Origin of the sequence: Pantoea sp. S61, from assembly GCF_016625145.1 — a bacterium.
GTDB classification, from domain to species: domain Bacteria; phylum Pseudomonadota; class Gammaproteobacteria; order Enterobacterales; family Enterobacteriaceae; genus Pantoea; species Pantoea rwandensis_B.
Genome location: NZ_JACVUO010000038.1, coordinates 1 through 13,598, shown reverse-complemented (window position 1 = coordinate 13,598; position 13,598 = coordinate 1). Strand labels below are relative to the sequence as shown.

At 57.5% G+C, this 13,598-nt stretch carries 13 protein-coding genes; 8 read left to right on the top strand and 5 right to left on the bottom strand.

The window, feature by feature from the left end; genetic code table 11:
• Positions 1–203: 203 nt before the first annotated feature.
• The gene (hutU, locus tag IAE30_RS29400; RefSeq protein WP_045834192.1) at positions 204–1,889 is read right to left on the bottom strand and encodes a urocanate hydratase; all 1,686 of its coding nucleotides are present in this window, start codon (positions 1,887–1,889) and stop codon (positions 204–206) included.
• A 10-nt stretch (positions 1,890–1,899) separates the two neighbouring features.
• Positions 1,900–3,453 (bottom strand): histidine ammonia-lyase, encoded by a 1,554-nt coding sequence (gene hutH / locus IAE30_RS29395; RefSeq protein WP_038647981.1) that lies wholly within the window; start codon positions 3,451–3,453, stop codon positions 1,900–1,902.
• 319 nt (positions 3,454–3,772) lie between these two features.
• On the opposite strand from hutH (IAE30_RS29395), the gene hutC reads away from it, so the two are divergent.
• Positions 3,773–4,528 (top strand): histidine utilization repressor, encoded by a 756-nt coding sequence (gene hutC / locus IAE30_RS29390; RefSeq protein ID WP_034820947.1) that lies wholly within the window; start codon positions 3,773–3,775, stop codon positions 4,526–4,528.
• Here the strand turns inward: hutC and IAE30_RS29385 are convergent.
• On the bottom strand, positions 4,512–5,051 hold the full coding sequence (locus IAE30_RS29385; RefSeq protein ID WP_200539472.1) for a HutD family protein: 540 nt from the start codon (positions 5,049–5,051) through the stop codon (positions 4,512–4,514). The genes hutC and IAE30_RS29385 overlap by 17 nt on opposite strands.
• Positions 5,048–6,403 carry a formimidoylglutamate deiminase gene (locus tag IAE30_RS29380; RefSeq protein ID WP_200681602.1) on the bottom strand — a complete coding sequence of 452 codons (1,356 nt, stop codon included), beginning with the start codon at positions 6,401–6,403 and terminating at the stop codon, positions 5,048–5,050. The genes IAE30_RS29385 and IAE30_RS29380 overlap by 4 nt, the downstream gene beginning before the upstream one ends.
• Positions 6,404–6,488: 85 nt before the next feature.
• Between IAE30_RS29380 and hutI the strand changes: the two genes are divergently transcribed.
• Positions 6,489–7,706, top strand: coding sequence for an imidazolonepropionase (hutI, locus tag IAE30_RS29375; protein ID WP_200681601.1), 1,218 nt, complete (start codon positions 6,489–6,491; stop codon positions 7,704–7,706).
• A complete protein-coding gene (hutG, locus tag IAE30_RS29370; RefSeq protein WP_200681600.1) occupies positions 7,703–8,494 on the top strand; it encodes an N-formylglutamate deformylase in 792 nt (263 codons plus the stop codon). The genes hutI and hutG overlap by 4 nt, the downstream gene beginning before the upstream one ends.
• On the opposite strand, the gene IAE30_RS29365 is transcribed toward hutG, so the two are convergent.
• The gene (locus IAE30_RS29365) at positions 8,491–8,685 is read right to left on the bottom strand and encodes a hypothetical protein (RefSeq protein ID WP_156102805.1); all 195 of its coding nucleotides are present in this window, start codon (positions 8,683–8,685) and stop codon (positions 8,491–8,493) included. The two genes, hutG and IAE30_RS29365, sit on opposite strands and share 4 nt — an antisense overlap.
• A 240-nt stretch (positions 8,686–8,925) precedes the next feature.
• On the opposite strand from IAE30_RS29365, the gene IAE30_RS29360 reads away from it, so the two are divergent.
• From IAE30_RS29360 to hutH (IAE30_RS29340), 5 genes are read left to right on the top strand one after another with little or no spacing between them, the layout of a single operon-like run.
• Positions 8,926–9,777, top strand: coding sequence for a transporter substrate-binding domain-containing protein (locus tag IAE30_RS29360; protein WP_038647969.1), 852 nt, complete (start codon positions 8,926–8,928; stop codon positions 9,775–9,777).
• A gap of 12 nt (positions 9,778–9,789) precedes the next feature.
• Complete coding sequence (locus IAE30_RS29355; RefSeq protein WP_034820926.1) at positions 9,790–10,509, top strand: ABC transporter permease; 720 nt, start codon at positions 9,790–9,792, stop codon at positions 10,507–10,509.
• Between the two features lie 11 nt (positions 10,510–10,520).
• A complete protein-coding gene (locus IAE30_RS29350) occupies positions 10,521–11,249 on the top strand; it encodes an ABC transporter permease (RefSeq protein ID WP_038647966.1) in 729 nt (242 codons plus the stop codon).
• Between the two features lies 1 nt (position 11,250).
• A complete protein-coding gene (locus IAE30_RS29345; protein WP_200681599.1) occupies positions 11,251–12,051 on the top strand; it encodes an ABC transporter ATP-binding protein in 801 nt (266 codons plus the stop codon).
• Positions 12,048–13,532 carry a histidine ammonia-lyase gene (hutH, locus tag IAE30_RS29340; RefSeq protein ID WP_200681598.1) on the top strand — a complete coding sequence of 495 codons (1,485 nt, stop codon included), beginning with the start codon at positions 12,048–12,050 and terminating at the stop codon, positions 13,530–13,532. The genes IAE30_RS29345 and hutH (IAE30_RS29340) overlap by 4 nt, the downstream gene beginning before the upstream one ends.
• Positions 13,533–13,598: the final 66 nt, after the last annotated feature.

Sequence of the window (13,598 nt, the reverse complement as noted above, 5' to 3'; positions counted from 1 at the left end):
TAGAGAGTAGAGAGTAGAGAGTAGAGAGTAGAGAGTAGAGAGTAGAGAGTAAAGAGTAGAGAGTAGAGAGTAGAGAGTAGAGAGTAGAGAGTGGCGAGTAGAGAGTAGAGAGTACAGAGTAGAGAGTAGAGAGAAAGTTTGGCGGCTGAACTAAGACGAAAAAATGTCGCCCGGTGAAAGGCGACTTCAGTTATCACGACAAATTACTTCTGCATCGGCAGATTCAAGCCATGCTCTTTGGCACAGCTCTGTGCCAGTTCATAGCCCGCGTCCGCGTGACGCATCACGCCCGTCGCCGGATCGTTCCACAGCACGCGGCCGAGACGCGCATCCGCTTCGGCGGTGCCGTCGCAGACAATCACCACGCCGGAGTGCTGCGAGAAGCCCATGCCAACGCCGCCGCCGTGATGCAGGCTCACCCAGGTCGCGCCGCCTGCGGTGTTCAGCAGGGCATTCAGCAGCGGCCAGTCAGACACCGCATCCGAACCGTCTTTCATCGCTTCGGTTTCACGGTTGGGTGACGCCACGGAACCACAGTCGAGGTGGTCACGGCCGATGACGATAGGCGCTTTCAGCTCACCGTTGCGCACCATTTCGTTGAATGCCAGCGCGGCTTTATGGCGCTCGCCCAGACCCAACCAGCAGATGCGCGCTGGTAGCCCCTGGAAGGCAATACGTTCCTGCGCCATGTCGAGCCAGCGATGCAGGTTCTTGTGTTCCGGGAACAGTTCTTTCAGCTTGGCGTCAGTTTTGTAGATGTCTTCCGGATCGCCTGACAGCGCCACCCAGCGGAAGGGACCTTTGCCTTCACAGAACAGTGGGCGAATATAGGCGGGCACGAAGCCTGGGAAATCAAAGGCGTTTTTCACCCCTTCATCCAGCGCCACCTGACGAATGTTGTTACCGTAATCCACGGTGGGTACGCCCATGTGGTGGAAGTCGAGCATCGCCTGCACATGCACCGCCATCGACGCACGTGCTGCTTTCTCAACAGCTTTAGGATTGCTGACGCGCTCGGCCTGCCAGCGATCCAGATCCCAACCCACTGGCAGATAGCCATTGATCGGATCGTGTGCGGAAGTCTGATCGGTGACGATATCCGGTTTCATGCCGCCCGCTTTGGCACGCTTCACCAACTCCGGCACGATTTCGGCGGCGTTGCCCAGCAGACCAACAGAAATCGCCTGTTTGGCTTTGGTGGCTTTCTCAATCAGATCCAGCGCTTCGTCTAAGGTATAAGCTTTGTGGTCGACGTAACGGGTGCGCAGACGGAAATCGATACGTGATTCCTGGCACTCAATGGCTAACACGCTGGCACCGGCCAGCACGCCAGCCAGTGGTTGCGCGCCGCCCATGCCGCCCAGGCCTGCTGTCAGGATCCAGCGGCCGCTCAAATCGCTGTCATAATGCTGGCGACCCGCTTCGGCGAAGGTTTCAAAGGTGCCCTGCACGATGCCTTGCGCACCGATGTAGATCCAGGAACCGGCGGTCATCTGGCCGTACATCATCAGGCCGGCTTTATCCAGCTCGTGGAAATGATCCCAGTTAGCCCAGTGCGGCACCAGGTTGGAGTTAGCCAGCAAGACGCGTGGTGCATCGGCATGGGTACGGAACACACCCACCGGTTTGCCTGACTGGATCAGCAAGGTTTCTTCGGGCTTTAACGCACGCAGTGAACGTAGAATCTGCTCAAAGCACTCCCAGTTGCGTGCCGCTTTACCGATACCGCCGTATACCACCAGATCTTCCGGGCGCTCAGCCACATCAGGATCGAGGTTGTTCTGGATCATGCGGTAAGCCGCTTCAATCAACCAATTCGCACAATGCAGTTCATTACCGCGCGGCGCACGGATTTCGCGGGCAACAGCCTGAGATAAAGTTTCGCTCATCATCAATTCCTTAAAGGGAAGGTGAACGCTGGCTTGGCAGCAGCGCAGTAAGGGATTCAGGCCAGGCGTGACGGCTGGCCCACAGGCGCATGGATTCAATATCCGGCGCCATTAAACGGTCTTGATCGAGGAAGGCGACGTGTTCGCGGATGCGCCCTATCTCTTGTTCCAGTGCAGTCGAGCTTTGCAATGGGCGGTGGAAGTCGATGCCCTGTGCCGCAGCCATGGCTTCAATGCCGACCACGGCAGCGGTGTTGAAGCACATATCACCAAGGCGACGCGCGGCGTAGGTGGCCATCGATACGTGATCTTCCTGGTTAGCGGAGGTCGGCAGGCTATCTACACTGCCCGGATGCGCCAGCGATTTGTTTTCAGAAGCCAGTGCGGCAGCGGTGACCTGAGCAATCATAAAGCCAGAGTTCACTCCACCATCGCGCACCAGGAATGGCGGCAGGCCAGAGAGACCGGTATCCAGCAACAGTGCCATACGGCGCTCGGAAATCGCTCCAATTTCGGCAATCGCCAGCGCGATGATATCGGCGGCAAACGCCACCGGTTCCGCGTGGAAGTTACCGCCTGAAATCACATCACCACTTTCACTGAACACCAGCGGATTATCGGAGGCCGCATTGGCTTCAATTTGCAGTACGCGCGACGCATGGCTGAGATTGTCTAAGCACGCGCCCATAACCTGCGGTACGCAGCGAATCGAGTAGGGATCCTGCACGCGACCACAATTCGTATGTGAGCTGAGGATTTCACTGCCTTCCAATAAGGAAGAAACCGCAGCGGCCACCGCGATTTGCCCGTGCTGACCACGCGCCTGATGAATACGCGCATCGAAAGGTTTTACTGAGCCTTTGATCGCTTCCAGCGACAATGCACCCGCCATCAAGCCTGCGGCAAACAGGTTTTCGGCTTCAAACAAGCCGCGCAGTGCCAGCGCGTTAGAGACCTGAGTGCCATTCAGCAGTGCCAAACCCTCTTTCGGTCCCAGCACAATCGGCTGCAGGCCAACGCGTGCCAGCCCTTCCGTAGCAGGAATCAGTTCTCCGCCGACGCGCACCTGGCCTTCGCCCAGCAACATCAAAGACAGATGGGCCAGCGGGGCCAAATCGCCCGATGCGCCAACCGAACCTTTTTCCGGGATACACGGCATGACACCGGCATTAAACAGCGCCAGCAGGGCTTCAATTAACTGGATACGCACGCCGGAGTGACCGCGTGCCAGGCTGATGATTTTGGTGGCGACCACTAAGCGCGTAACGTTATCGGGCAGTAAGTTGCCCAAGCCCACGCTATGCGACAGCACCAGATTGCGCTGCAACTCTGCCAGACGTTCAGAAGGAATCTGTGTCTGGGCCAGTTTGCCGAAGCCGGTATTGATGCCGTACACCACTTTGCCTGATGCCACGATGGCATCGACGGTTTCATTCGCGCGATCGATGGCCGCACGGGCGTCATCCGCTAACGTGAGCGTCACCTTGCTTTGATAAATCGCCCGCAAGGTCGCGAGGTCCACTTCACCGGGAACGAGGCGAATTTCCTGAACCGAACCTGACATAGTCTACTCCTGTCTATACAAGTGATCAGGTGCTACCTGCACGCCCTGAGTTGACGATCTGGCAAGGGGTAGCACCATTGAATGAGCTGAGTGAAGCATAAGTGTCTAATCTTGTCTATACAAGTAGCAAGGGCTGTGCCAGATTGATTGGATTCTGTGAAATGCGCCGCAATGCGGAATGTGTCATTCAGCCGCAGCGGCATTGCACCGAAACAGGGAGAACGCTGCACTGTTGACGCGCTGTCTGCACAATTGGATGTATATACATTTACGTGCTGAGACAGTAAACTTTGGGCATTATTCGGAAAAGGAACAGGATATGGCGGAGCAAACGGCAATAGCGCAGCTGGCCGCAGCGATGGGCGATGAGCCAGCACCGATTTATCAGCGCGTGAAACAGGCGATCGTCAGCCAGATCCGTGAAGGTCACTGGAAAGCGAATCAGCGCGTACCGTCCGAAAGTGAGCTGGTTAACGAGCTGGGCGTGAGCCGCATGACCATTAACCGTGCGCTGCGTGAACTCACCAGCGAAGGTTTTTTGGTTCGCATGCAAGGCGTCGGCACCTTTGTCGCGGAGATGAAGGGCTACACCGCGATGCTGGAAGTGCATAACATCGCCGATGAGATTGCTCAGCGCGGTCATCGCCACAGCTGCAAAATTTTGTCGATTGGGCAGATGAAGGCCGATCCAGAACAAGCCGCTGTGTTGGGCTTGTCCACCGGACAGACGCTGTATCATTCGTTGATTGTGCATTACGAAAACGATATGCCAGTGCAACTGGAAGATCGTCTGGTTAACCCGCTGGTGGCACCGGATTACCTCAGCCAGGATTATCATCAACTGACGCCCTACACCTATTTGATGCGCGTGGCGCCGTTGACTGCCGGTGAGCATATTGTGGAAGCGGTCCTGCCCGATCTGCGCCAGCGTAAACATCTGGCGCTGGATGAGCATGAGCCTTGCTTGCTGATTCGTCGTCAGACCTGGAGCGACAACAAGATTGTGACTTACGCGCGCCTGCTCTATCCCGGCTCGCGCTATAAGTTACTGGGGCGTTTCAGAGGACACGGCTAAGCGCCACAAACAGCAGGCTGGCATCCGAGGTTCGCGGTGCCAGCTGCGTCTCTTCATCCAGCCACCACATTCCCTGATTAACCGTGATGCTTTCGCCGTCCGCACTCTGCCATTCACCCGATAGCACCCACGCGACACCGTGTTCGCTGGCAACAGCGTGTTGCACAACCTCCACCTGAGCCTGCCAACTGTCACGGCGGGTCATGATATTGAAATCCTGACAGCTGCCACTGATCTGCGCATCGATCGACCATTCACCGGGAAATGCCCACGGCTGATGCGGCAACAACGCGTGCTTGACGCTATCACTGCGAAGTACCACGCTGTCGCCATTCAGCAGCGTAATCACACGATCGATACCGGGGAACGGCGAGAAAGGTCCGTCGGCACCGATGGTGGCAATACTGGCGCGCCAGCCAAACTCTGCCTCACCGGGCGGAAAGCTGACGATTTCACGCGTTTCGCCGCCGCCGTTGCGCCAGCGGCTCACGGGCAGCTGGCTGTAGTCAAAGCGTGTTCTCATTGCAGCGCCCTCATCGCCTCGGCAAAGCGTGCTGCAGCAGCTTCTTCTGCCTGATGATGGCCCTCGCTGATGACCTGATTACCGGCGACAAACACATCGCGGATCTGGCTTTGGCTACCGCCAAACAGCCAGCGGTTAAGAAGTGACGCTGAACTCACGCTGCCCAGGAAGGCATCGTTTTCCAGCACCAGCCAGTCGGCGCGTTTACCCACGGCCAGTTCACCTGTGTTGATCGCGCACGCCTGTGCACCGCCTTGTGCCGCCTGCTGCCACAGCAGATCGCCCACTGAAGGCTGTTGGGGCAGGGTGATACGATTGCGACGGCGATCGCGCAGGCGCTGACCGTACTCCAGCCAGCGCAGTTCTTCCAGCGCACTGAGCGACACATGGCTGTCCGAGCCAATGCCCCAGCGCCCACCGCGTGCGATGTATTCCACCGCCGGGAAGATGCCGTCGCCAAGATTGGCTTCGGTAGTCGGACAGAGACCGGCAATCGCACTGCTGGCAGCCATGCGTTGGATTTCGCTGTCGTCCAGATGGGTGGCATGAATCAGGCACCAGCGCTGATCCACCTCGAAGCGATTGTAGAGCCAGGCCACCGGACGTTCACCGCTCCACGCCAGACTGTCATTCACCTCTTTTTCCTGCTCCGCCACATGGATATGCACCGGCACATCAGCAGCGCTGGCGGCCAGTACTTCACGCATCTGGGTTTCATTCACCGCGCGCAGCGAGTGGAAACAGATGCCATGATTAAGCAGCGGTTTATTGGCGCTCCATTGCGCTGCGCGTTGCTGTTGTTGCAGATAAGCATCGGTCTGCTGGATGAAACGGCGCTGGCCATCGCTGGCGGGTTGCGATCCAAATCCGCTGTAGCTGTAAAGCACCGGCAGCAACGTCTGGCCAATACCAGCGGTCTCGGCGGCGGCCATCAGGTTGAGCAGCATCGCGTCATCGGCATAGGGTTTGCCCTGCGCATCGTGATGCAAGTAGTGGAATTCCGCCACCTGGCTGTAGCCGCCTTTTAGCATGTCGATGTAGAGATGGGTGGCGATATCGCCGACCTGCTCCGGCGACAGGCGCTGCACCATGCGATACATCAGATCGCGCCACGTCCAGAAACTGTCCTGCGGATCGCCCGCCACTTCTGCCAGCCCGGCCATGGCACGCTGGAAGGCGTGTGAGTGCAGGTTGGCGATAGCAGGAATAACCGGGCCAGCAAGGCGAGTGGCGTTACCTGGCATGCTATTGGGGGTGAGTTCTGCGATCTGTCCGGATGCGTCAGTGGTAATCAATACGTCTTCATGCCAGCCGTCGGCCAGCAGCGCGCGTGGGGCAAAAAAAACGGCCATGGTTGATCCTTAAGGGCGGAAAGTTGTATATACATATACATACTTTGAGACGCACTGTAAATCGTCAGACGTGAAGGGGAGTGGGATGGCAGAAGCGAAGCAGATCGACAGCCTGTGGCTGGGGGCCGATATCGTCACCATGCGAGACGGGCACTATAACCTGATTGCCGACGGTGCGCTGGCGGTGGATAACGGTGAACTGATTTGGGTAGGGCCGCGCAGCGAACTGCCAAATTTTGCTCCGCGTTCGCAGCAGCAATTTGACGGTGGCATCATCACGCCGGGTCTGGTCGATTGCCATACGCATCTGGTGTTTGGCGGCGACCGTAGCCAGGAGTTTGAGCAACGTCTGAACGGCGTCAGCTATGCTGAGATTGCGGCGCAGGGCGGCGGTATTCTCTCCACGGTACGTGCTACGCGCGCGGCATCGCAGCAGGAGTTGGTGGCAAGCGCGCGCTGGCGTCTGGATCGATTGCTGGCAGAAGGCGTCACTACAGTGGAGATTAAATCGGGTTATGGCCTCGATGAAACCAGCGAGCTGACCATGCTGCGCGCCATCCGCGAGCTGGCAGAAACGGTACCCGCCGATGTGCTGGCGACCTGTCTGGCCGCGCACGGTTTCCCGCCGGAATTTAAGGAAAATCCACAGGGCTGGATCGATATCATCTGTAATCGCTTGCTACCGCAGGTGAAGGCGGAAGGTCTGGCGGATGCGGTCGATGCCTTCTGCGAACATCTGGCCTTTTCCCCTGAGCAGGTTAGCGCGGTGTTTGATAAAGCCAAAGCGCTGGGAATGCCGATTAAATTGCACGCCGAGCAGCTTTCTGCGTTGGGCGGCGCCACGCTGGCGGCTGAATACGGCGCCTTGTCAGCCGATCATCTTGAATACGCCACTGAAGCTGATGCGAAGGCGATGGCACAGCACGGCACCGTCGCAGTGTTGCTGCCGGGCGCGTTCTATCTGCTGCGAGAAACGCAACGCCCGCCCGTGGATCTGTTCCGCAAACACGGCGTGCCCATGGCGCTGGCCAGCGATGCGAATCCGGGAACTTCACCGGCGCTGTCGCTGCGTCTGATGTTGAATATGGGCTGCACGCTGTTTGGCATGACGCCGGAAGAGGCGCTGGCAGGCGTGACCTTATGGGGCGCTAAAGCGTTGGGATTACAGCACTCGCACGGTTCGCTCGAGGCCGGCAAGGTGGCAAACTTTGTGCACTGGCCGCTGGCGCGTCCGGCAGAACTGGTTTACTGGTTGGGCGGCGAGTTGCCGTGCCAGGTTATCTATCGTGGAGAAGCGCAATGACACCTTTTCATTTCACCGCCGGTAAGCTGCCGCTGCTGGTCAGCATCCCGCATGCGGGTACCCAGTTAACGCCTGAAGTGGACGCCGGATTGAGCGACGCGGCACGCGGCCTGCCGGATACCGACTGGCACATTCCGCTGTTGTACGATTTTGTGCGTGATCTGGGGGCCAGCCTGCTGATTGGCCACTACTCACGTTTTGTCATCGACCTGAATCGTCCGGCGGATAATCAGCCGCTGTACACCACCGCGACGACAGGGCTGTATCCTGAGACGTTATTTGATGGTACGCCGACCTTCGCTGAGGGGAAAACGCCCAGTGCCGCCGCGCGTCAGGGTTATCTCGATAATATCTGGCAGCCGTATCACCAGCAGATCCAGCAAGAGCTGGCGCGACTGAAAGCTGAACACGGTTATGCGCTGCTGTTTGACGCCCACTCCATTGCCTCAGTGATTCCGCGCTTGTTTGATGGTCAGTTGCCGGATATCAACATTGGCACCAACAGCGGTGAGAGTTGCTCTGGCGCGGTGATCGAAGCGATCAAGGATGTCTGTGCCGCGCAAAGCGATTACAGCTGGGTCGTCAACGGACGTTTCAAAGGCGGCTATATCACGCGTGCCTACGGTCAGCCGCAGCAGGGTGTACAGGCCGTACAGCTCGAACTGGCGCAACTGAATTATATGGATGAAACGCCGCCGTTTGCCTGGCAGCAGGATCGCGCCGCGCAGCTGCAGAAAGTGTTAAAACCAATGATGCAGGCGTTTTTACAGGCCGGAAAGTTGCGTTAATCGCCTGAGTCGTAGGGCAAGACGTCATGCTTGCCAGGGCTAATTTGCATCAGGCTGCCACCTTCGAAGGGTGGCAGTTTTTGATCGGTGTTACAGTGCAAACTCATGTCACGCGCCATACCCATCTCGCTTCCATCTAAACCCTGACATCCCCATAACAGTGCAATCGCGCCCCAAAAATGTGCACCCATACGTCCACATCGTAACCATTCCCTGATTCTACCGCTTCTGCCGACCTGGCACACCGCTTGCTAGGTTGTATGTACAAGTAAAGACCACGTGGTAATTATCACTTTTTATTCTGGCTGGCTCACAAAAAGCTTATGCCGACAATGATCTGCCGCAAGCTAACTTGTATATACATGAAATGTCATCTGCGCTGTATCAGCCAACAGAGACAGCCAATTCGATTAATGACCAGGAGAAGCCGCATGACGCACCGCGCCCCGATTCGCCGTTTTTGCCTCACGACCCTGTTTGCCAGCCTGATGATCAGCGGGATGGCTGTGCAGGCGAAAGAGTGGAAATCGATCACCATCGCTACCGAAGGCAGTTATGAACCCTGGAACCTGACGCTGCCGGGCGGCAAGTTAGGTGGCTTTGAACCTGAACTGATGGAAGACCTGTGTAAGCGCATGGGCATCCAGTGCAAGCTGGTGGTGCAAAACTGGGACGGCATGATCGCCGGACTGAATGCTGGCAAATATGACGTGATCATGGATGCGATTGTCATTACGCCGGACCGCAAAAAAGTGGTCAATTTCACCGTGCCTTACGCGTCCACACCGGCCACTTTTATCACCACCAAAGACAGTCCGCTGATGCCTGCCGATCACAACATCATCAAGCTGCATGATGATGAGAAGGAGATCAACACGGCGATTGCCCCTCTGAAAGCGGCGTTAAAAGGCAAAACCATTGGCATCGCGTCCGGCACGGTTTACACGCCATTTATTGATAAGTACTTCAAAGATGTCGCTGACGTGCGTGAATACACTTCCTCAGCAGATGCGATTCTCGATCTTCAGGCGGGGCGTATTGATGCGGTATTCGACGATGTGACCTTCGCCCAATCGATGCTGGCGCGCAAAGAGAACAGCAACCTGACCTTCAGCGGCCCGCAGTTGGGTGGCCCGATCTGGGGTGAGGGCGAGGCGATGGGCGTGCGCATGGCTGACAACGATCTGAAGGCCAAACTCGACGAGGCCATTAAAGGCGCACTGGCCGATGGCACCGTGAAAAAGCTGAGTGAGAAGTGGTTTAAAACTGACGTAACCCCGTAAGTGAGGTGAAAGATGATGAGCCTGCTGAGTTTTGGTGCTGATGGCTGGGGCCGCCTGATTTTGGGGGCTGCCTTCACCACGCTGCTGCTGTCGCTGGCGGCGCTGATGATTGGCGCAGTGGTCGGTTCTGGCGTGGCGGCAGCGAAACTGTCGCCACAGCGCTGGGTTCGCTGGTTGGGTGAAGCCTATTCCACGGTGTTTCGCGGCATCCCGGAACTGCTGGTGATCTACCTGTTCTATTTTGGCGGATCGGGCCTGATTACCCTCGTTGGGCAGATGTTCGGTGCGGATGGCTTTATCGAAGCGCCACCGTTCCTGATTGGTGCACTGGCAATCGGGCTCATCTCGGGATCCTATCAAGGTGAAGTGTATCGTGCGGCACGTCTGGCGCTGGCGAAGGGCGAAGTGGAAGCCGCAGTGGCGATTGGCATGCCGCGCTGGCGCATCGCACAGCGCATTTTGCTGCCGCAGATTGTGCGCTATGCGCTGCCGGGCATGTCGAATGTCTGGCAGATGAGCCTGAAAGATTCGGCGCTGGTGTCGGTGACTGGCATCGTTGAGCTGATGCGCGCCAGCCAGGTGGCGGCGGGTTCCACGCGCGATTACTTCACCTTCTATCTGATTGGCGGTGGCTGCTATCTGGTGCTGACGCTGCTGTCTAATCATGCATTCCGTCGGGCAGAATCCCGCCTCGGACGCGCATGGCAAAGTCGCACTGCGGCACAGCACTAAGGAGCAGCAGTATGATTGATTTCGCCTTTCTGACTGACACTTTCCTCAAGCTAAGCGCAGCGCTGCCGGTAACGCTGGGGCTATTTATCAGTGCATTTCTCTGTGGTGGCATTCTCGCCATCGGGATTCTGTCACTGCGCATGAGTCGCTGGCGGGTGCTGAGCGGCTTTGCGCGCGGCTACATTCTGGTGTTTCGCGGCTCACCGCTGCTGATTCAACTGTTCTTGATCTATTACGGATTGGGCCAGTTTGGGGTGATCCGCCATAGCTTTGTCTGGCCATTCCTGCGCGAGCCGTTTACCTGCGCCGTGCTGGCACTGTCGCTGTGTACGGCGGCTTATACTGCGGAGATCTTACGTGGTGCTTTGCTGGCGGTGCCGCCCGGCCAGGTGGAAGCCGGGCTGGCCTGCGGCATGTCGCGCTGGCTGCTACTGCGTCGCATCATCGCGCCCATCATGCTGCGTTATGCTCTGCCGGCTTATTCCACCGAAGCGATTTTGCTGGTGAAGTCCACGGCGCTGGCCAGCCTGGTCACCGTATGGGATGTCACTGGTGTGGCGCAGCAGATCATTCAGCGTACCTATCGCACCATGGAAGTGTTTATCTGCGCCGCCGCCATTTATCTGATTCTGAACTTCATTATCGTCCAGCTTTACGCGTTGTTAGAACGCCGTTTAACCCCGGTGCATCGCGTTGAAAAAAAGCCGTTACCCGTCGTTAAACCGCTTGCCGGAGAGTGATATGCAATCCACGTCCCCCATAACCTTAAGCGCCACCGATATTCATAAATCCTTTGGCGCGATGGAAGTACTGAAAGGCATTTCGCTGCAGGCGCACCAGGGCGATGTCATCTCGATTCTCGGTGCCAGCGGCTCGGGTAAAAGTACCTTATTGCGCTGCATCAATCTGCTGGAAACGCCGGATGCTGGCGTGGTGAGCGTCGGTGGTGAAACGATTGAGATGAAGCGCCATGCGCATGGCCATCAGCTGGCGGCCAACCCAAAACAGATTGAGCGTTTGCGCTCGCGTCTGGGCATGGTGTTCCAGAGTTTTAACCTGTGGTCGCATATGACGGTGCTGCAAAACGTGATTGAAGGGCCGCACTATGTTCTGAAGCGCGATAAGAAAAGCTGCATTGCCCAGGCGGAGCAGTTGCTGGATCGCGTTGGCCTGTTGAACCGCAAAGATTTCTACCCGGCGCAGCTTTCCGGCGGCCAGCAGCAGCGAGTGGCGATTGCCCGTGCACTGGCAATGGATCCGGAAGTGATGCTGTTTGATGAGCCAACTTCGGCGCTCGATCCGGAGTTGGTGGGCGAAGTATTGAAAGTGATGCGCAGCCTGGCGGAAGAGGGGCGCACCATGCTGGTGGTGACCCACGAAATGGGCTTTGCGCGTAATGTTTCCAACCGCGTGGTGTTTATGCATCAGGGGACCATTGATTGTCAGGGGACGCCGGAAGAGATGTTTGGCGCACAGGGCTCGCAGCGCTTTAAGCAGTTTATCTCCAGCCATCAGAGCCATCACACGGAGCAACCAGCATGACGTTAGTGTGGGGCGATGAAACGCTTTCCTGGCAGGATGTGGTGCAGGTGGCGCGGCACAATGCCGAACTGACGTTAAGCGCCAGTGCCTGGCAGCGTATTGCTCTGGGCCGTGAGATCGTCGAGCAGATTGTGGCCAGCGGTCATATCGCTTATGGCATCAATACCGGATTGGGGGCGCTGTGCAATATTACCTTGCCGGAAGAACAGCTGAGTCAGCTGTCGCGCAATACGCTGTTGAGTCACGCTTGTGGCGTGGGCCCACTGCTGGCGCGTGAACAGGTACGCGCCATCCTGTGTGCGGCGATTGCGAACTACAGCCACGGTAAATCGGGCGTGTCGGTGGCGCTGGTGCAGCATTTGCTGGCGCTGCTGAATCATCAGATTACGCCGCAGGTGCCGTCGCAAGGTTCTGTGGGTTACCTCAGCCATATGGCGCATATTGGGCTCGCGCTGATTGGCGTGGGCGATGTTGAGTATCAGCAACAGATCGTGCCTGCCGGGCAAGCGCTGACGCAGGCTGGGTTAACACCTTATCGACCCGGTGCCAAAGAGGGCTTGAGCCTGGTGAACGGTACGCCGTGCATGACCGGGTTGTCTTGCCTGGCACTGGATGATGCGGCGCGGCTGTTGGATTGGGCTGAAGTGACCGGCGCGATGAGTTTTGAGGCGCTGCGTGGCCAGTTAGTGGCATTTGATGCAGAAGTGATTGCGCTGAAAGCCAGTCCTGGCATGCAGGAGAGTGGCCTGCGTTTGCGTCAGTTGCTGAGCGATAGCCCGCTGCTGGCAAAAAGCGTGGGCGTGCGCACGCAGGATGCGTTGAGTTTACGCTCGATGCCGCAGGTGCACGGTGCCAGCCGCGATCAGTTTGATCACGCCGCGCGACAGGTGAATACCGAGTTGAATGCCTGTACCGATAATCCTTTGGTATTGGGCACCGTGGATAACTGGCGTGTGGTGTCGCAGGCCAATCCGCATGGTGAATCGGTAGCGATGGCGGCTGATGTTTTGGCCATTGCCATGGCGGAAATTGGCAGTATTGCTGAGCGGCGCCTGGATCGTTTAGTGAATCCACTGGTCAGTGGTTTACCTGCGTTTCTGGTGGCGCAGCCGGGCGTGAATTCCGGCATGATGATTGCCCAGTATGTGGCGGCATCGTTGTGCGCAGAGAACCGTCAGCTGGCACAACCGGCGGTGCTGGATAATTACGTGACCTCGGGTTTGCAGGAAGATCATCTTAGCCTGGGTACCGGGGCCGCGCTTAAGTTGCTGAAACTGGTAGGGAACGTATGGCAGATTCTGGCGATTGAGTATTTGCTGGCTGCGCAGGCGCTGGATTTTCATGGCGAGGCGGAGTTGGCGGAAGGTACGAAACAGGCGTTGCGCCGTTTGCGGGCAGTGGTGGCGAACTGGCAGGAAGACCGCTGGCTGGCACCGGAAATTGCCCGGGCAGTTGAGGTGATGAAAAACGGTGCTAGCTGAGTGCTGTTAAGCGATGCTGAACTGCTGAACTGCTGAACTGCTGAACTGCTGAACTGCTGAACTGCT